This window comes from Pseudomonas sp. RC4D1 (assembly GCF_018390395.1).
Classification (GTDB): Bacteria; Pseudomonadota; Gammaproteobacteria; order Pseudomonadales; family Pseudomonadaceae; genus Aquipseudomonas; species Aquipseudomonas danubii.
Genome location: NZ_JAHBAW010000002.1, coordinates 655,184 through 672,339, shown reverse-complemented (window position 1 = coordinate 672,339; position 17,156 = coordinate 655,184). Strand labels below are relative to the sequence as shown.

The window sequence follows — 17,156 nt, the reverse complement described above, 5'->3', positions numbered from 1 at the left end:
CTGCGAAAAGGGCCGAAGGGCCTTCCTGCGCCGTCAATCAGCATGTTGCGATGAATGGAACCCTGTGTGTTGTCCTGATGGGCCGCACCGCCAGGTTTGGCGTCTCCTGCGGAGCCGATCGCAGCCTTCGGCAGCGGCTACAGGGGCAGTCTTGGTTGCGGGTTTTGCGTAGCCAGCGCCTGTGAGCGCAGCCTTCGGCAGCTGTCACGGGCGCTGGGCAAAATGCTCAGCAAATACAGCAAAACGGCATATTTCACTGCCCGGGCCAGCCCCCTAACCTTGTGTCCATCAGCTTCTCAACCCGGATGGAACACAACAAAAATGACTGAATACAACATCGCCCTGGTGGGCTTCGGCGGGGTCAATCGGGCCCTGGCGCAATTGATTGCCGAGCGCAATCAGGCATGGAAAAAACAGCTGGATTTCAGTTTGAAAATCGTCGGCATCAGCGATCTGTTCCTCGGCTCTATCGTTGCTCCGCAGGGACTGGACGCCGGCTTGCTGAGCCAGCTGCCAGCGACCAAAGGCGCTTTGGCGCAACTGCCCGGCGGCCAGGTGGAGGCGCTCAACGAGCAGGTGATCAAGGACTCTGGCGCCGACATCATTGCCGAGGCCACTTTCACCAATCCGGTGGACGGCGAGCCGGCCACGACTTTCTGCCGCTGGGCCCTGGAGCAGGGCAAGCATGTGGTGACTACCAACAAGGGGCCGATTGCCCTGCACGGCGCCGAGCTCAAGGCTTTGGCCCAGCGTAATCAGGCGGCGTTCGAGTACGAAGGCGCGGTGATGAGCGGCACTCCGGTGATCCGCCTGGCCCAGCAGTCCCTGGCCGGCAGCGAGCTGCTGGGGTTCGAGGGCATTCTCAACGGCACCTCGAATTTCGTCCTGACCCGCATGGAAGGCGGACTGGGCTTTGCCGAGGCGGTGGCCGAGGCTCAGGCACTGGGGTATGCCGAGGCTGATCCGACGGCGGATGTCGAAGGCTTTGATGTGCGCTTGAAGGTGGTGATCCTGGCCAATGAGCTGCTCGGTGCACAGTTGACCGTCAGCGATGTCAGCTGCCGGGGCATCTCCGGCCTGACGGCGGCCGATCTGGAGCAGGCTCGGGCCGAGGGTGCGCGCTGGAAGCTGATCGGTTCGGCCCAACGCCTGGCCGATGGCTCGCTGCAGGCCAGCGTCGAGCCGCGGTTGTTGCCGCTGGCCCATCCGCTGGCGGGTATTTCCGGGGCGATCAACGCGGTGTCGTTCAACACCGAACTGCTGGGCGCGGTGACGGTGTCCGGGCCGGGCGCCGGGCGTATCGAGACCGCCTTTGCCTTGCTCTCGGACATCATCCACATCCACCAGTCGCGCTCGAGCCGCTAGGAGCCTGCCCATGAATCTGTCACGCCTGGCGCCGGTCGCCGATTCGATTGACGTCTGCAGCCCTTTCGATGGCCGCGTCATTGGTGCGGTGCCACGCCTTGAGGCCGGTGCCGTGCCGTACCTGTTGCAGCAGGCCCGCGAGGGCGTAAAGGACTGCGCTGCGCTGCCGCGTTATCAGCGGGCGAGGATTCTGGAGCGGGCGGCCTTGAACATCGAGCGCGACGCCGAGCATTTTGCCCGGCTGATCGTCGACGAAGCGGGCAAGACCCTGAAGCAGGCGCAGAAGGAGGTCAAACGTTGCGTCAATACCCTCAAGCTGTCGGCGGAAGAGGCCAAGCGCAATGCCGGCGAGGTGCTGCCGTTCGATGCCTATGAAGGCTCGGAAAACCGCCAGGGCTGGTTCTCTCGCGAGCCTCTGGGGCTGATCCTGGCGATCACCCCTTACAACGATCCACTGAACCTGGTGGCGCACAAGCTGGGCCCGGCCATCGCCGGGGGCAACGGGGTGATTCTCAAACCGTCGGAGCTGGCGCCGCTGTCGGCGATCAAGCTGGTGGACTACTTGCGCGATGCCGGGCTGCCGGCTTCGGTGGTGACCCTGGCCACCGGCGGCGCGGAGCTGGGCAAGGCCCTGGTGGCGGCGCGCGAGGTGCGGATGATTTCCTTCACCGGCGGCTTTGTCACCGGTGAGCAGATCGCCCGCAGCGCCGGCCTGAAGAAACTGGCCATGGACCTGGGGGGCAACGCGCCGGTGATCGTCATGGCCGATTGTGATCTGCAGGCCACGGTACAGAGCTGCGTGTCGGGGGCGTTCTGGGCGGCGGGGCAGAACTGCATCGGCACCCAGCGCCTGCTGGTCCAGGCCTCGATCTATGAGGCGTTTCGCGAGGCCTTTGTGCGCCTGGCCCGGGAGCAGGTCAGTGGCGACCCATTGGCCGACAGCACGGATATCGGGCCGATGATCAGCCTGCAGGCGGCACAGAACGCGCAGAAGGTCGTGGATGAAGCGCTACAGCAGGGCGCGCGGCTGCTCTGTGGGCATCAGCGCCGGGGTTCCTGCTACGCCGCCACGGTGCTGGAGCATGTCGACCATGGCAGTCGCCTGTGGCAGGACGAAGTCTTTGCGCCAGTGGTGGTCTTGCAGCCGTTCGATGATCTGGATCAGGCCATCGCCCTGGCCAACCAGCCTGAATACAGCCTGCATGCGGGGATCTTCACCAACGATCTGCGCACCGCCATGGACGCCGCGCGGCGGATCGAGGCGGGCGGGGTGATGATCAACGATTCGTCCGATTACCGTTTCGATGCCATGCCGTTTGGCGGCTTCAAGTACGGCAGCCTGGGCCGCGAGGGGGTGCGTTTCGCCTATGAGGAAATGACCCAGCCCAAGGTGGTGTGCCTCAACAGTCTGGGCTGAGGCCGATTGCAGCAACACGACAGGTCGTCGGGTACCGGGCAGGTTTGGTCACCTGCCCGGTGTTTTTTGCCTGTGGCCAAGGCACGGCTGTGGCCATCCGGGGGGCGCGGATCAGACCACTTCGTCGATCAATGAGGTTTTTGGCGCCGTGACCGTGACCGGTGGCTGAGGCTGTTCCTTGGCCTTGTCTCTGAGTTTTTCCAGCGCCTCTTTCTGTTCCGCCGTCAGTGGCGGAGGGGTCAGCACCTTGCCCGAGTCAGGCAGCTTGATGCCGGGCTGGGAGCCGCCTGCGGTCAGTGGTGGAAGGGGACGGTTGTTTATTTCCATGTCACTGCATCCTTGAGTGGGGTGAATAAAAGATAACGACCGCTTTGCGCTGATCTTTAGAGCCAATGCTCTAGGCCGCCAGCTGAACCTTCTCTCGAGGGGGGCTTGATTTGATGTTGATAATTATTCTTGTTTGCAAATAAGATATGTTATTACGTTTTGAAATCGCCCCAAGGAGTCTCTCCCATGAAAGTCCTGTCCTCCCTCAAAGAAGCCAAGAACCGTCACCGCGACTGCCAGATCGTCAAGCGTCGCGGGCGGATCTACGTGATCTGCAAATCCAACCCTCGCTTCAAGGCGCGCCAGGGCGGGGCGAAAAACCGCAACAAGGGCTGATCCGCCGCTTGCTCCTGTCCAGGACAGGGCGTCCGATACGTGGCAAGCACCGTCGGGCGCCTTGGCGGCTTATCTGCCGAGGCGGGCGATCAGGGGCTCAAGCGCCGGGCGTTTGCTCTGCCACTCCGCTTTGGTGATGCCCAGCAGGACCACGTCCATGCGTTGGCCATCCTTGAGAATGTTCTGGCGCCGCAACCCCTCCTGTTGGAAACCGAATTTCAGGTGCATGTTGATCACCGCAGGGTTGCTGGCCAGTACCTCGCAGTTGAGTTTTTCAAGACCGGCTTCGGTGAAGGCGTAGTCCAGCATCCAGAACTCGATCAGGCTGCCCAGGCCCTTGCCTTGCTGCTTGGCGTCCAGGTAGAACGCCCAGTCGGCGGTCTTCTGTCGGGCATTGATGGCATTCAGCGAAACGATGCCCAGGGCCTGGCCTTCGTCCATGACGACAAACACTGCCTGGGCCGGATTGCCCTGCAAGGAACTCAGCCAGCGCTGGTGTTCCTGTTCACTGATTTCATGGGAGGTGTACATGTACTTGCGCACCTGTTCCTGGTTGCGCAGCTTGCGTACATGGGCCTGAGTGGCGGGATCGGCATCGACTAGCGGGATGAACTGCATCCTGATCTCCTTCTCGGATGGGGGAGCGGTGGTGGCGCATGATGGCATATCCACTGCTGTCGCATGGAATTGTCTCCCGGGACAAGAACCGGTAGAAAGAACCCTCGCATTCAGAAAACAGATACCTGCATGAGCGACATTGAGAAACCCAATAGCCGCCTGTTCGACCTCGATTTGCTGCGCGCCATGGTCACGGTGGCCGATTGCGGCAGCTTCACCACGGCCGCCAGTCGCCTGCACTCGACCCAGTCCACCGTCAGCCAGAAGATTCGCCGCCTGGAAGACATGGCCGGGCATCGGCTCCTGGAACGCGGCAACCGCGACGTGCTGCCCACCGATGCCGGCGAGACCTTGCTGGGCTATGCCCGGCGGCTGTTGGCGCTGAACGACGAGATGCTCGAGGCACTGTCCGGGGCCACGGTGGCGCTGACGGTGCGTATCGGCGTACCGGACGACTTCGCCGCGGGGCGCACCACAGAGCAACTGGCGGCATTCAACCGGCGCTACCCCCAGGTCAAGTTGGAAGTCACCAGCGGCATGAGCCGCGACCTGAGTGGCAGTTATGACCGTGGCGAACTGGACCTGGTGGTGCTCAAGCAATTGCGCAACAGCCGTGAGGCCGTGGCGTGCTGGCCCGAGAAGACCCGCTGGGTGGACAGTGCGAAAAACCCCTGCATCGACCTCGACCCGTTGCCCATCGTCACCTTCCCGCCTCGCGGGGTGTATCGCGATGAAATGATCAGCGCCCTGGAAACCATCGGCCGGCGCTGGCACATCAGTTTCACCAGCTCCAGCCTCAGTGGTTTGCAGTCGGCCATTGCCGATGGCATGGGCATCGGCCTGCTGCCGCTGCGGGCGGTGACGGCGGGGCATGAGGTGCTGCCCAAAAGCATCGGGCTGCCATCGGTGGATGTGTTCGAGGTGGCGCTGCTGCACCGTCCGGCTGCCGATCCCATGGTCAAGGAGCTGGCGCGGGTATTGTCACGGGTGCTGGCCCAGGACACCCGTGGCTGAATCCGCTTGGCATTCGATAAATGAATGTGCCGTAGTTCGGTATTTAATTTGTGCATGGAAGCGACGCTGGATATCGTGATGGTCAGCAGCGATCCGCAGCATTGCCTGGCGCGTCGCTCCGCAGATTTGTTCACCCCGGCGGCGTTGCTGCGCGGGGCAGCAAAACAACAATGAGGAGAGTCTCCATGTCCAAAACCACTTATTACGCACCCCACGGCGGGCACCCGGCGCAGACCGAAATGCTCACCGACCGCGCCATGTTCACCGAAGCCTACGCGGTGATCCCCAAGGGCGTGATGCGTGACATCGTCACCAGCCACCTGCCGCACTGGGACAACATGCGCATGTGGGTCATTGCCCGTCCGCTGTCGGGTTTCGCCGAAACCTTTTCCCAGTACATCGTTGAAGTGGGCGCCAATGGCGGCAGCGACAAGCCCGAGCAGGACCCCAACGCCGAAGCCGTGCTGTTTGTCGTCGAAGGCGAAGTCAACCTGACCCTGCAAGGCCAGGTGCACGTCCTCAAGCCCGGCGGCTATGCCTTTATCCCACCGGGCGCCGACTGGAAGCTGCGCAATACCAGCGGCACCGAAGCGCGTTTCCACTGGATCCGCAAGCACTACCAGAAAGTCGACGGCGTGCCTTACCCGGACGCGTTCGTCACCAACGAGCAGGACATCGAGCCGCGGGTAATGCCTGACACCGAAGGTCGCTGGAGCACCACCCGTTTCGTCGACATGAGCGACATGCGTCACGACATGCACGTCAACATCGTCAACTTCGAGCCGGGCGGTGTTATTCCCTTTGCCGAAACCCACGTCATGGAGCACGGCCTGTATGTTCTGGAAGGCAAGGCGGTGTATCGCTTGAACCAGGATTGGGTCGAGGTTGAGGCCGGCGACTTCATGTGGCTGCGCGCGTTCTGCCCGCAGGCCTGCTACTCCGGTGGTCCGGGTCGCTTCCGCTACTTGCTGTACAAGGATGTGAACCGCCAGATGCGCCTGACCCTCAACGCACCGCACTGATCCGGTCGCCGGGCAGGGGCGCTCAAGGCCTCTGCAGCGGCGAGGGATGAAAACCGGCGAATATTCGCCGGTTTTTTTTTTGCTTCGCAGCAAGGCAGGCGCCGGATGGTCGCGCCAGGTTGTTTCGCGTCGAGGTTCACTTAGCGATTGATGATTAGCACGGCCTGTCGAACTGAGTGCCGAAAGTGGGCTCGGACAAGTAAAGGGTTATTCAGGGGAGTTGCAACTTATCAACGTTGAGCCAAGGCCGCCGACGGCAGCCTTGGCTGCTGTTAGTGCCTTAGGCAACCGGGTGAATAGTCTCACCGTGGTCTTTCACGGTGCTGCTATCAACTTCGATCTTGCTCGTGGCCTGTACATAGTAAGGCGCCTGGGTGCCGTTTCTTTTCAGGGACAGCACAAAGCCACGGTCGTCCGATCGGTCCCAGCTTTCCTGCTTGCCGCTGTCGACTCCAAAGAAGGTGGTGTCGCCGTCGCTGCCCCATTTGTTGATCGAGACTTCAATCTTTTTCGATGATTTGTTGGTAACGGTAATACCCATCTCTATATTCCTTTTAGATTGAGGTTTAGTTGATCTGGCTATTGACTGCTATCCAATGCTTACAGTCGTTATGTTGTTCCATACAACCTAACTAGAACTGCCAGTCAATGCAGGTGAAGCGCCCTGAAGTCTAGATACTATTTTGCTATCAGCAAGGCAGTGCTCAACAACTTTCTTGAGTCGGTCCTTGATTTGACTACTTGCGTCCCGAGCCTTGAAGAGAGGAATGACGCTATTCATAGCGTGTCTGCGGTCATATGGGATATGAAAGGGCTGGGTTCTGGGGAGAGCATCGATCAATAACCGCAGTGAAAAAATCCGATGATCCTGGACCTGGCCATCTGGTTGTAGTGGTACCGTCTGCGCTGCAAAACCTGGAGTCTGCTAGATGCATCGTCAAAGCCCACCTCAGCTTGTCGCAACGCCTCTAGCCGCGCCAAGTACTGAAAACCCTGCCGTCCACTCACCTATCTGGCATCGCGGCCCGGACTTACTGAGCATTGGAAGCACGGGTGCGGCCATTTTGGGTTTCTGTTTTGTGGTGCTTGGGTTGTTGCCGGGTTTAGTGCTGACGATACTGCTCCTTCTCGGTTTCGAAGCGATGCCAGGTGAACCGAGCAGCGATGGGTCTAGCCTCACAACGTCGTTGCTCATCCAGTTCCTGTGTGGTTCTGTTGTGCTCATGGGGCTGGTCTTTGCGTGGATCTTCTCTGCGCCTAGAGTGCTGGCCTTCACGTTCGACGAAAACCAGCAACTGCTGACCCTCACTGTCACCCGTCGCGGTCGTAAGCCCACCGAAGTGCAGGTGCCATTTAGCGACATTATTTGTATCTGCCCTTACGTGCTCGCCAGTTATGACCGCGATGGCCATTTGAGTGTCGTGTGTCAGGGACCGAGGGACAAGGAGTTCGTATATCGATTGGCTGAGGGTACTTCTCTGGAAGAAATGGAGTTTCATGCTGCGTGGTTGCGAGGAATCATTGGCTCACGGATGCAGGAACTACTGAATCTGGACAAATGAAGGAAGCGCGTCCAGGCGTTTCGATGGGTTATCGACAGGCGGGTGATGCAAATGCCAGTTTTTGCTACAGAGCCTAGAGACTAAATGATTGGTCTCTGCCGCGTTTTTTAGCTGCATAGAGCGCTTTATCGGCTTGAGCCAGTAATACGTTAGACGGGTGCAGCGGACCAAATGTATGAACTGAAAAACCGATGCTTACGGTTAAGTATCCCGTGCTGGAGGCGGAGTGCGGTATTTTTAGATCCCGAACTCGTTGGCATAGTGTTTTGACGTACAGAGAGGCTTGCTCTTTGGTCATGCCATTGGACAGGATTACAAATTCTTCGCCGCCATACCTGGCTGCAAAGTCAGAGCCACGCTGAAAGGATTTATTCAAACTGTCAGCGACGCGTATGAGCGCTTCATCACCCGCTTGATGCCCATAAATATCATTGAAGGATTTGAAGTGATCAATATCAATCATGGCAAGCGTCAATGAGTCGCCATTGCGGCAGGCAATTTTCCATTGGATTTCGAACTGCGTATCAAAAAAACGGCGATTGTATATCCCCGTGAGCCCGTCTTTTATGGACAGTTGCTCGAAGTGTATTTTCATTTCCTCGAGAGACTGATGCTCGTCGCGAAGTTGCTGCTGTATTATCACCCTCGATGTTACATCTTTTTGGATGCCGATAAAGTTAGTGACAGTCCCGTTCTCATCATGGATTGGCGATATGCTTAACTCATTCCAAAACATGGTTCCATCCTTGCGGTAGTTTCGCAAGGTTACAAGGCAGTACTCGCCTTTTTTTACAGCGTCGTGAATAAGCTCCAGTTCAGGTTGATCTCTGTCGTTTCTTTGTAGATATCGACAGTTGATGTTGGTGATTTCTTCGGATGAGTAGCCGGTCATCCGCTCAAAAGCAGGGTTTACAAATATCAACGGATTGTCGTCAATGCAGTTGTCGGAGATGGTGATCCCGTCTCGCGAATCCATAACTGCTTGTTTAAGTATTTCAATCTTCATACATGATCCATTAATAGGAGCGAAGGATAAGGATTGTTTTTAAGTGCTGTAATGCCGAGGCGTGACAAGTGGTGAGTGTTCTATTTTTTCATTGTAGTCGCTGAAGAACTCAAAGCCTGTTTTTCTATGCGCTCTATAGTAATTACGATTGAGTTCAGTAAAAAAGCGCTGCTGAAATGCCGACAGCTGCGCTGAATCTCTTCAAAAGTGACGAATTTTTTGGGGGAAGGGCACTATCTTTGCCAGCGACTTAACGTATCGTTTTTTTTCGTGCGACCGATTGGTAGTCGGTAGATTTTGGCCATTGCGTGAACATTTTCCGTCCTCTCGTTGGTGGTTATGAACAAGCGAGCTGTTCGAGTCGCACTCCAGATCGGACAGTTGGATTGAAAACAGTTCGCCATGGCCGCTAGCGCAATTGCCGTGGTGTTGCGTTCAGCATCTTTTTCATCAGTCGCCGCAGGGAGGTGGCGTCTTTGTATCCGACGTGTTCGGCAATGGTGTCGATTGAATATTTACTGTTTGCCAGCAGTTCTCGGGCTTTATTGGCCTGGACTCGTTGGATCAGCCGTAACGGGCTATAACCGGTTGCCTTGTGGACGTGTCGAGACAAGGTCCGTTCTGACAAACCAAAGCTGGAGGCGAGTGCGCTGACACTGATAGTCGCTGGTAGCGAGTCTTCAATATGGGCCGTCAACTGTGCGATCAATTCGTTCCCCTGAGCCATCATTGCCGGAACCATGAAGGGCGATTGTAATTGCCTGCCATCTATCAGTAGCGCCCTTGCAACGGCATCTGCCAAAGCAGGTGAGAAGCGGCTTCGCAGAAGATGCAACATCAGATCACTATGACCCAGCGCTGCGCCCGCAGTGATCAACGGCGGGTCGATGATGACCATGCGATCGGCATCTACCTGGCACTCAGGTGCCCACTGCCGGAGCAAGGGGGCCAGCCACCAGGAAGTGGTCACACAGTGCCCGGCGAGCAGGTTCGCAGCCTGCAGGACGAATACCCCAGAACAGGATGCGGCTACGTCGCCCCCTGATTGCACGTGGGAGAGTAGTGCCGGAATCAACAGCGCAATATCCGCCTGTTTTAATCGGTGTTCGAGTGAAAGGGCATCGGCGACTCCGATGCCGGGGATAATCCAGCAAGAGCGGTCATCGAATCGAGTGGTCAAGGGCTGAACGGCAATTTGCATGCCGTGGCCGAGTGTCACGCAATCGGTGTCCACCCCGCAGATCTCCCAGCGTGGCACGGCAGTGCCTTGTCGCTGGGCGATTACGGCTGCCGTCGAAAGGATGTCCAGAGTCAGGGCGACACTGGAGGCGAAGGCGCCATTGGCGACCAAAATCGTGAAGTCGTTCATTGGCTGATTATGCATGAAAGATGTCAAATCGGTCTCTGGTTGCAGTGTTGCATGACAGGCTTAATGACGCCTCCATTTCATCGAGCGTTAACCGGTATGCCAAATATTCTGATCAAAGTGCCCCAAGGTTCTTTTTCTCCCGAGCAACGGGCACGGCTTTGCGAAGAGGTTACAAAAGTGGCCGTGGCAGTCGAACAAATCGGCGATGATCCTCGTCAACAGGGGCTGTGTTGGACGCTCATTGATGAAGTGTCTGCAGGCGCCTGGACATGCGGCGCGATGGATATCAGCGCTCAGGCCATTCCCTGCATCGTGCAGGTCAAGGTTCCTGATGGCGTGTTGAATGAGGCGATGCGAAGCGACTATGTGAAGCGTTTGCATCAGGCTGTCAGCCAGGCGCGAGCAGCCGGCGATCAACGGATCATCATGACTTCTATCATCCTTGATGAAGTCAAAGATGGTTTATGGGCTGCGAATGGAGAGATTTGGCACTTGGCTGATTTCATTCAAGCGGCTGGATACCGACACCTGCAAGGACCGGCATAGGAGAAAGACAGCGCACTGGGCTTGTGGCAGTTATGGGGCGCAGCGACCCGTCATGAAAATGAAATCAAATAGTAGGCTAAGGTAAATGTTCGTTGCACTTGGCCTATCCCGTTGTCGTTCGCACATGAAGGACGTGCTTAAGGTCGTTGCTTGATCTAACCCAGCAATCTCTCGACGAGGCTGCTCTGAATGTCATTTGTGAACAAGTTTGTGGCCGAGATATTGACCCTCCAGGTTGCGCTTTATCACGCGCAGGCGCGCCTGGAGTGTCGTACCGACAATGAGGCTTTGCACGATCTCAGAATAGCCGTCAGGAAGATTAGAAGCCTGCTGAAGCCATTTCGTTTATTGAATGAAGTGGCTGCGTTAAACGACGCGGCGGCAGAGGTCGGCAGAGAAACGACCCCGGCCCGGGATCTGGAAGTGATGATCCTGGAGCTTCAGGAGAGGGGGTTTGCCGGGCTGGCGCAAACCAGGGCGTCTCGATTGGATTCAAGCTACGAAAGCATTCTCAATGGGCAGTCCATCAAGAGCCTGTTGGTTCGGCTGGATAAATGGCCATCAAGCTTTCGCTTGATTGAAGCCAATGGCGAATTGAAAGGTATTGAGACGCAAATTAAGACGGCGCTTTGCAAGCAGATCGACCGATTGCATGCTGCCGTGGATGACTCCCAATATGATCGCCACGAGCTGAGAATACTGGTCAAGCGGACCCGTTATCTGACGGAGGCCTTCCCCGAACTGTCTCCACTGTCAAAAAAGTCAGCCAGGGCTCTCAAGGAATTGCAGTCGGCATTGGGCGCCTGGCATGACCATTACCAGTGGTGTCAAAAAGCTCAGATTGAAACCGACCTGCGGCCTCTGAAGCAGGTCTGGTTGTCTGCTGCCGCTACAGCACTGCAAAAGGCTGAGGTCCAATTGGTCAATCTGGCAAAGCGGCTCCCAAAACCAGCGGGCAAAAAAAAGCTGCCCTAGGTGGCAGCCGGAAAAAAAGCACGCTTTGTATGCGGAGTATTGCAGCTGAATTTTTACAAAATGATGTCAGGCAGAACGCCTTAGAAGAGTGTTGAGTTGCGGAAATCAGCGAAAAGATGCGGAAACGCCATGCATCACTGCGCCAGGAATGCCAAACGCCAGACACAAAAAAGCCCTGATAAATCAGGGCTTTCTCGTTGAGATTTGGCGGAGGCGTAGAGATTCGAACTCTAGGACCTGTTACAGTCGGCGGTTTTCAAGACCGCTGCCTTAAACCACTCGGCCACACCTCCAGATCGCATTGCGGGCGCCATGATACCCGAATGAAACACACTGTCAAACTCTCTGCATCGCGAGTTACAGAGCCTCTGTTATCATCCTTGCCACTAAATGTTTCCCCCAACAGGAGTGTCGCCATGCGCGAACAGGATTACGCAGTTAACAACGGCGTGCAGGCCGAGCAGCTAGAGGTTAGCCGCGTCCTGCGCAACACTTATGGCTTGCTGGCTCTGACCCTCGCGTTCAGTGGTGTCATGGCTTATGTGGCGCAGCAGATGCGCGTCGGCTACCCGAACATCTTCGTGGTGCTGATCGGTTTCTACGGTCTGTTCTTCCTCACCAACAAACTCCGTGACTCGGCCTGGGGCCTGGTGTCGGCTTTCGCCCTGACCGGTTTCATGGGCTTTTTGCTCGGCCCGATCCTCAACCGTTACCTGGGTATGCAGGGCGGCGCTGAAGTGGTCAGTTCGGCCTTCGCCATGACGGCGCTGGTGTTTGGCGGTCTGTCGGCCTACGTGCTGATCACCCGCAAGGACATGAGCTTCCTCGGTGGTTTCATCACCGCTGGTTTCTTCGTGTTGATGGGCGCCGTGCTGGCCAGCCTGTTCTTCCAGATCAGCGGTCTGCAGTTGGCGATCAGCGCCGGTTTCGTGCTGTTCTCCTCGGTGTGCATCCTGTTCCAGACCAGCGCCATCATCCATGGCGGCGAACGCAACTACATCATGGCCACCATCAGCCTGTATGTATCGATCTACAACCTGTTCGTCAGCCTGCTGCAGCTGTTCGGCATCATGGGCCGCGATGACTGAATCCGGTTGTTGAGCCTAAAAAAGCCCGCTTCGGCGGGCTTTTTGTTGTCCAGGTTTCAAGCGTGACAAGGTTTCAAGGGCTGTGCAGCTGCAAGCGTGCGCTGGCCATGGCGTCCTTGTTGACCTCGATGGAGAACGACAGCACGGCGACTTGCTGCTGCTCCAACTGGTCGATCCAGGTGATCAGGCCGTTGAGAGGCCCCTCCAGACTGAGGTTGACCCGTCCTTCATCCTCCTGGTCCATGCGTTCCAGGTTGAGCCCGGCCTGGCTGCTGGAGCGTGCCAGCATGCCCGGCAGGGCATCACCGGAAATGACTGGGCCACGAAGTGCGGAGGTGCTGACGGGCAGCCGTTGTAGATCTAAAAGCAATTGCGTTTCCTCGGTATAGCGTTGCTCGGCCAGGGCCAGAGCCTGTTGTTGCGGTTGCCAGAGTAGATAGAGGCTGGTCAGGCCAGCGAAGACCACCAGGGCTTGTACTGCCCGTTGTTCGCGCTTTGCCAGACGCTGCCAGCGTTGTCGGAGTGGGTTCGCCAGGGCGGTCCTGGTCGGAGTCGTGGCGCTGGATGGATTCACGTCTTACTCCTTGATTTGAAAACGCGCGGAGACGCCTTGAGCGTCCCGCACGGATGAGTCGGTGCTGACGCTCAGGCCCTGGTTGATCAGGCCCTCGCGCAGCATTTGCAGATCGGCAAAGGCCGGGGCGCTCACTTGCAGGCTCCAGCCTTCCTCGGCCTGGTAATCCAGACGCTGGATCATCGACAGCGCGCCGCCACTGGCGACCCATTGCTCCGCCAGTTGCGACAGACGCAGGGCTACGCCCGGTGTTTCCTGCACCTGTTGGCGTTGCTTGAGCCGCACCTGACGCGCCAGGTCGGCGGTAACCGGTTCATCGGCAAAGCGCTCTTGCCACAGACTCTGGCTGGCGGCGTGCAACTGGTCGCTGCGTTGCTCCAGGTACAACCGGTGCCCGATGTTCTGCAGCAGATGGGCGCCGCCGGCAATCGCCAGCACCAGTAGCGCCAGGCGCCAGGGCCTCGCTTTGCGGGTGCGGCGCTGGAATTGGCCCTGGCACAGGTCGATTGCCTGCAGGCTGCCCTGGCTGAGCACTTGCCAAGGCTGCTCCTCGGCCTGCCAGTGCTGCGGTTCCAGGCCGTCGATGCCTGGGGCCTGGGCGCCTTGCCACAGCAGCCCATCCGGCACCAACCGATTCAGGTCACCGAGCTCCTGGTCGCTGAGGGTCAGGCGCAGTGGGGCGCTGCCGCCCAACAGCCAGCGGCCGTCCCAGGCCAGGGCTCGTGGCCGGTCCTGGGGCAGGCAGTCGGCATCGATGTGCATGCGCGACGGTTGCAGTCCGTGTTCGGCCAGGCGCTTGAGGCAACGCTGCAGGCGCTCGCGATTGATGACCAGCACCGAGCAGTGACGTCGCTCGCGCAACGGGCCATGGGCCATGTGCAAGTGCTCGACGTCGTCGATCAAGTGTTCTTCCAGGGCACTGTGCAGCGCCTGGCGCAACCAGCGACCGCTGCGTGCCGGGACGCTGACTTGATGAAAACTGGCCATTTCCATCGGCAGCAGCAGGACAAATCCATGCTCGCGAAGGTGTTCGGCGGCCTGTTCCAGGCTGCCTTGCTGGGGCGTGCTGCCGGCTGACCACCAGTGGCAACGCCACGGTGTGTCGCCGGTGGTATGGGGCGAAAGGTAAAGCCAATGGCTCATCAATGGTTACTCGGTAAGCAGATGGGCGTTGGACGGTCCGGGGAGCAGCGTGCGCTGTTGCACCCGGACCTGTTCAGCGTTCATGACGCGCAGGTCGCTGACCAGGCGCAGGCGTCGGCCATGCAGTTCAACGTCGATGGTGGCGCGGAACTGGCGACTGTTGACGCTCAGCCCGCGAGGGGTAATGTCCCGGCCCTGGAGCATGGGGTTGGCGAGGAACGCGGCGACCGTGGGATAGCCCTTGCTCGGGCGCGATTGGGCCAGGGTCTGGGCGGTCGGCAGGTCGATGCCTTCGATGCTGGCCAGCACCAGGGCGCTGGCGGTATTGAGGTTGATGTGGGCTTGTTCATAGGCCGCGACCAGTGGCGACAGGCGTTGCAGGGTGGCGCGGTCGACTTCCGGCAATTGTCGCAGCTCGCTGATGTCGCTCAGGGGCAAAGGGCGGCCCAGGCGATCAAGAGGGCGCGACAGCGCCGCCGGGTCGTGGGGCTTGATCTGGGCCAGGGCCAGCAGCCGCTGGTAGCGGGCACGGGGGATGATATCGTCCTGCACCAGCGCGCTGTTGAGGTTGAGGCGCGCGCCCAGATCGACGATCTGGATCGCAATCCTGCCACCCTCGATCGGGAACGCCGGGGCCGGTCGGGCCCAATGCTGGCCCAGATGGGTCACCAGCAGGCCGCCTTCGCTGCGGGCATCTTCCTGCAACTGGCTACGGGCCCAGCTTTCGCCACTCAGGGCCAGTTGCCAGAGCTGCTGGTGTTGCACCAGGTGGCTGCTGCTGGCGAGGCTGAGTCGCTGGCGGGCGAGCATATTGCTCACCACCAGGGTCACCAGCGCGGTGATCAGCAACACGCTGAGCAAGGCAACGCCGCGCTGTGCACGAGGCTTATTCACGGGGTGCGTCCTCGTCCACTTCGGCGCCGCCGGGCAGCAGAATGACCCGGCGGATATGCGGGAAGCCGGGCGCGCTCAGCTCAATGTCCACGGCGGCCGGCAGGCTCAGGGCCTCGCTGCCGATGGGCCAGCTGTCATGGGGCTGGCCCTGGGCGTCGATGAAGCGCAAGTGGACCAACTCGACCCCACTGAGCAAGGGTTGCACCTGGCTGAGGCTGTCTCGTTCCAGGCCCTGGGTTTCGCGAATCCACGCGCCGTCGCTCAAGCGATGATTGACCTGCAACAGATCGCTGCGCGGAGCGTCCAGGGGGTTGCGCCAGCCGCCGCGCAGCAGGCGCAGCCCCTGATGCTGGCTGATCAGCGCCTGGCTATGGCTGTGGTCGTCCTTGAGGGCGTGACGCTGCACTTGCACCAGATCACGCTCCAGCAGACTCAGGGCCCGTTGCAGGTGGCGCAACTGCTGTTCCTGGGTCTGGATGCGCTGGTCGCTGCGCATCACCCGATCCAGCAACTGATAGGTCGCCAACCCCAGGAGGCTGAAGATGGCGATGGCCACCACCACTTCCAGCAAGGTGAAGCCGCGCTGGTTCATGGGTTGGCCTCGATGTAACCCAGCAGTTGCGCGCGGCTGTATTGCCGGGCCCGTTGCGGGTCCTGCTCGGCCGAGACCCGCAGGTTGACCTTGAGCAACCGCGAGTCCGGGGCCGCTTCGATCTCGCTGAACAGCCACCAGTTGCGCCCGCCAAACTCGACCTGCCGTTGCTGGCGCCCAAGGGTGCGCGGCTGCATGCCGCTGCGCAGTTCATTCAGGTAGTTGTCGGCAATCCAAGTGGCTTGGGTGCGTTCGGCCAGATTGCCGCTGTTGATGGCCACATGCTGAATAGCACTGAACAGCGCAATCGACACCGTGGCGAAAATCGCCAGCGCCACCATGACTTCCAGCAAGGTAAAACCCTGCTCAGTTCGAGGTTTCAAGTCGAGGCTCCTGTATGCCGTCGCTGGACAGGGTCAGCAACGGAGAGTTGCGGTGCTCGATCCACAGGGTGAAGGCACTGGTTTCATCGCTGGACAGCACCAGCAGTTGGGGCAGGGCGCTGCGACTCACCGCCTGGCCCAGGGCCGGGCCGGCTTCGGCAACCTCAAGGCGCAGGCGCAGGTTGTCGGGCAGGCTCTGGGCCCGCCAGTCGCGGTCGGCCAGCCACTGCCCCTGTTCATCCAGGCGCAATACGGAGTAGGCGTCGGGTTCGATGCGCAGGCCGTAGTCGCTGTTGCTCAACACCGCCTGCTGGCGCAGCAGTTGCAGCAGCGCCAGCAGGCGATCGCCTTCACGGCGCGCCTGACGGCTGGCGGAGTCGGGGTTGATCAGGCCGATCATGCCCGCAGACAGGGCGATGATCAGCACCACCACCAGTACTTCGACCAGAGTGAAGCCCTTGGCGTGGGAGCGTTGCACCGCTCAGCGGTCCCAGTTGCCGATCTCGGCGTTCAGGCCGTCACCGCCGAGCTTGCCGTCGGCGCCAAAGGAGAACAGGTCATAGCCCGTGCCGCGGGCGCCTGGCACGCGGTATTGATAGGCATTGCCCCAGGGATCGATGGGCAGGCGCTTGAGGTAACCGTCGGGGTTCCAGTTGCGTGCCGGCGGGTTGCCGCTGGGCTTGCTGACCAGGGCTTCGAGCCCTTGCTGGCTGCTGGGGTACTGGTGGTTGTCGAGCTTGTAGATGTCCAGGGCCATGGCAATGGCCTTGATATCGCTCTGGGCGGCGGCGCCCTTGGCCTGGTCGGGACGGCTCATGATCTGGGGCACCACCAGGGCCGCGAGGACCCCGAGAATGACCACCACCACCATGATTTCAATCAGGGTAAAACCGCGTTGTTTGTTCTGAGTCTGCACGTAGGGGGT

General features: G+C 59.4%; 21 protein-coding genes and 1 tRNA gene. 9 read left to right on the top strand and 13 right to left on the bottom strand.

From position 1 onward, the window contains the following. Positions 1-321 precede the first annotated feature (321 nt). Together KHO49_RS18755 and KHO49_RS18750 are read left to right on the top strand one after the other, a co-directional pair. Positions 322-1,365, top strand: a complete 1,044-nt coding sequence (locus tag KHO49_RS18755; RefSeq protein ID WP_213665611.1) for a homoserine dehydrogenase — start codon at positions 322-324, stop codon at positions 1,363-1,365. A gap of 10 nt (positions 1,366-1,375) precedes the next feature. Then, positions 1,376-2,782, top strand: a complete 1,407-nt coding sequence (locus KHO49_RS18750; protein WP_213665610.1) for an aldehyde dehydrogenase family protein — start codon at positions 1,376-1,378, stop codon at positions 2,780-2,782. Between the two features lie 111 nt (positions 2,783-2,893). Here KHO49_RS18750 and KHO49_RS18745 read toward each other — a convergent pair whose 3' ends face one another. Continuing rightward, positions 2,894-3,109: a hypothetical protein gene (locus tag KHO49_RS18745; RefSeq protein WP_060844058.1), complete on the bottom strand. Its 216-nt coding sequence runs from the start codon at positions 3,107-3,109 to the stop codon at positions 2,894-2,896. 186 nt (positions 3,110-3,295) lie between these two features. On the opposite strand from KHO49_RS18745, the gene ykgO reads away from it, so the two are divergent. Next, positions 3,296-3,445 (top strand): type B 50S ribosomal protein L36, encoded by a 150-nt coding sequence (gene ykgO, locus KHO49_RS18740; protein ID WP_011062095.1) that lies wholly within the window; start codon positions 3,296-3,298, stop codon positions 3,443-3,445. 69 nt (positions 3,446-3,514) lie between these two features. Here the strand turns inward: ykgO and pseH are convergent, their stop codons facing one another. Then, positions 3,515-4,063 carry a UDP-4-amino-4,6-dideoxy-N-acetyl-beta-L-altrosamine N-acetyltransferase gene (gene pseH / locus KHO49_RS18735; RefSeq protein WP_213665609.1) on the bottom strand — a complete coding sequence of 183 codons (549 nt, stop codon included), beginning with the start codon at positions 4,061-4,063 and terminating at the stop codon, positions 3,515-3,517. A 129-nt stretch (positions 4,064-4,192) separates the two neighbouring features. On the opposite strand from pseH, the gene KHO49_RS18730 reads away from it, so the two are divergent. After that, positions 4,193-5,077 carry a LysR family transcriptional regulator gene (locus tag KHO49_RS18730; protein WP_110652785.1) on the top strand — a complete coding sequence of 295 codons (885 nt, stop codon included), beginning with the start codon at positions 4,193-4,195 and terminating at the stop codon, positions 5,075-5,077. Between the two features lie 185 nt (positions 5,078-5,262). After that, complete coding sequence (locus KHO49_RS18725; RefSeq protein ID WP_102881717.1) at positions 5,263-6,099, top strand: bifunctional allantoicase/(S)-ureidoglycine aminohydrolase; 837 nt, start codon at positions 5,263-5,265, stop codon at positions 6,097-6,099. 280 nt (positions 6,100-6,379) lie between these two features. Here the strand turns inward: KHO49_RS18725 and KHO49_RS18720 are convergent, their stop codons facing one another. Further along, positions 6,380-6,640 (bottom strand): hypothetical protein, encoded by a 261-nt coding sequence (locus tag KHO49_RS18720; protein ID WP_102881716.1) that lies wholly within the window; start codon positions 6,638-6,640, stop codon positions 6,380-6,382. 388 nt (positions 6,641-7,028) lie between these two features. Between KHO49_RS18720 and KHO49_RS18715 the strand changes: the two genes are divergently transcribed. Continuing rightward, on the top strand, positions 7,029-7,661 hold the full coding sequence (locus KHO49_RS18715; RefSeq protein ID WP_249735685.1) for a hypothetical protein: 633 nt from the start codon (positions 7,029-7,031) through the stop codon (positions 7,659-7,661). Positions 7,662-7,734: 73 nt separating this feature from the next. On the opposite strand, the gene KHO49_RS18710 is transcribed toward KHO49_RS18715, so the two are convergent. Both KHO49_RS18710 and KHO49_RS18705 read right to left on the bottom strand, forming a co-directional pair. Then, positions 7,735-8,667, bottom strand: a complete 933-nt coding sequence (locus KHO49_RS18710; protein ID WP_213665608.1) for a GGDEF domain-containing protein — start codon at positions 8,665-8,667, stop codon at positions 7,735-7,737. Between the two features lie 409 nt (positions 8,668-9,076). Next, positions 9,077-10,036: a GlxA family transcriptional regulator gene (locus KHO49_RS18705; RefSeq protein ID WP_110596066.1), complete on the bottom strand. Its 960-nt coding sequence runs from the start codon at positions 10,034-10,036 to the stop codon at positions 9,077-9,079. Between the two features lie 96 nt (positions 10,037-10,132). Here KHO49_RS18705 and KHO49_RS18700 point away from each other — a divergent pair, with 96 nt between their 5' ends. Continuing rightward, entirely contained in the window at positions 10,133-10,582 is a 450-nt protein-coding gene (locus KHO49_RS18700) for a tautomerase family protein (protein ID WP_102881713.1), read from the top strand. Positions 10,583-10,771: 189 nt separating this feature from the next. After that, positions 10,772-11,557 carry a CHAD domain-containing protein gene (locus KHO49_RS18695; protein WP_110596065.1) on the top strand — a complete coding sequence of 262 codons (786 nt, stop codon included), beginning with the start codon at positions 10,772-10,774 and terminating at the stop codon, positions 11,555-11,557. A gap of 205 nt (positions 11,558-11,762) precedes the next feature. Here KHO49_RS18695 and KHO49_RS18690 read toward each other — a convergent pair. Next, positions 11,763-11,850, bottom strand: a tRNA-Ser gene (locus tag KHO49_RS18690). A gap of 123 nt (positions 11,851-11,973) precedes the next feature. On the opposite strand from KHO49_RS18690, the gene KHO49_RS18685 reads away from it, so the two are divergent. Further along, positions 11,974-12,645 carry a Bax inhibitor-1/YccA family protein gene (locus tag KHO49_RS18685; RefSeq protein WP_011062013.1) on the top strand — a complete coding sequence of 224 codons (672 nt, stop codon included), beginning with the start codon at positions 11,974-11,976 and terminating at the stop codon, positions 12,643-12,645. Positions 12,646-12,718: 73 nt separating this feature from the next. On the opposite strand, the gene KHO49_RS18680 is transcribed toward KHO49_RS18685, so the two are convergent. From KHO49_RS18680 to gspG, 7 genes are read right to left on the bottom strand one after another with little or no spacing between them, the layout of a single operon-like run. After that, positions 12,719-13,219 (bottom strand): type II secretion system protein M, encoded by a 501-nt coding sequence (locus KHO49_RS18680; RefSeq protein ID WP_242553876.1) that lies wholly within the window; start codon positions 13,217-13,219, stop codon positions 12,719-12,721. Between the two features lie 3 nt (positions 13,220-13,222). Beyond that, entirely contained in the window at positions 13,223-14,362 is a 1,140-nt protein-coding gene (gene gspL / locus KHO49_RS18675; protein ID WP_110652780.1) for a type II secretion system protein GspL, read from the bottom strand. Positions 14,363-14,368: 6 nt separating this feature from the next. Beyond that, positions 14,369-15,256, bottom strand: a complete 888-nt coding sequence (gene gspK, locus KHO49_RS18670) for a type II secretion system minor pseudopilin GspK (protein ID WP_213665607.1) — start codon at positions 15,254-15,256, stop codon at positions 14,369-14,371. Next, entirely contained in the window at positions 15,249-15,848 is a 600-nt protein-coding gene (gene gspJ, locus KHO49_RS18665; RefSeq protein WP_102881628.1) for a type II secretion system minor pseudopilin GspJ, read from the bottom strand. Before gspJ ends, gspK begins: the two co-directional genes overlap by 8 nt. After that, a complete protein-coding gene (gspI, locus tag KHO49_RS18660; RefSeq protein ID WP_249735684.1) occupies positions 15,845-16,231 on the bottom strand; it encodes a type II secretion system minor pseudopilin GspI in 387 nt (128 codons plus the stop codon). The genes gspJ and gspI overlap by 4 nt, the downstream gene beginning before the upstream one ends. Continuing rightward, positions 16,215-16,709, bottom strand: a complete 495-nt coding sequence (gspH, locus tag KHO49_RS18655) for a type II secretion system minor pseudopilin GspH (RefSeq protein ID WP_181433952.1) — start codon at positions 16,707-16,709, stop codon at positions 16,215-16,217. Before gspH ends, gspI begins: the two co-directional genes overlap by 17 nt. A 3-nt stretch (positions 16,710-16,712) precedes the next feature. Continuing rightward, positions 16,713-17,147, bottom strand: coding sequence for a type II secretion system major pseudopilin GspG (gene gspG, locus KHO49_RS18650; RefSeq protein ID WP_102864804.1), 435 nt, complete (start codon positions 17,145-17,147; stop codon positions 16,713-16,715). Between the last annotated feature and the right edge of the window lie 9 nt (positions 17,148-17,156).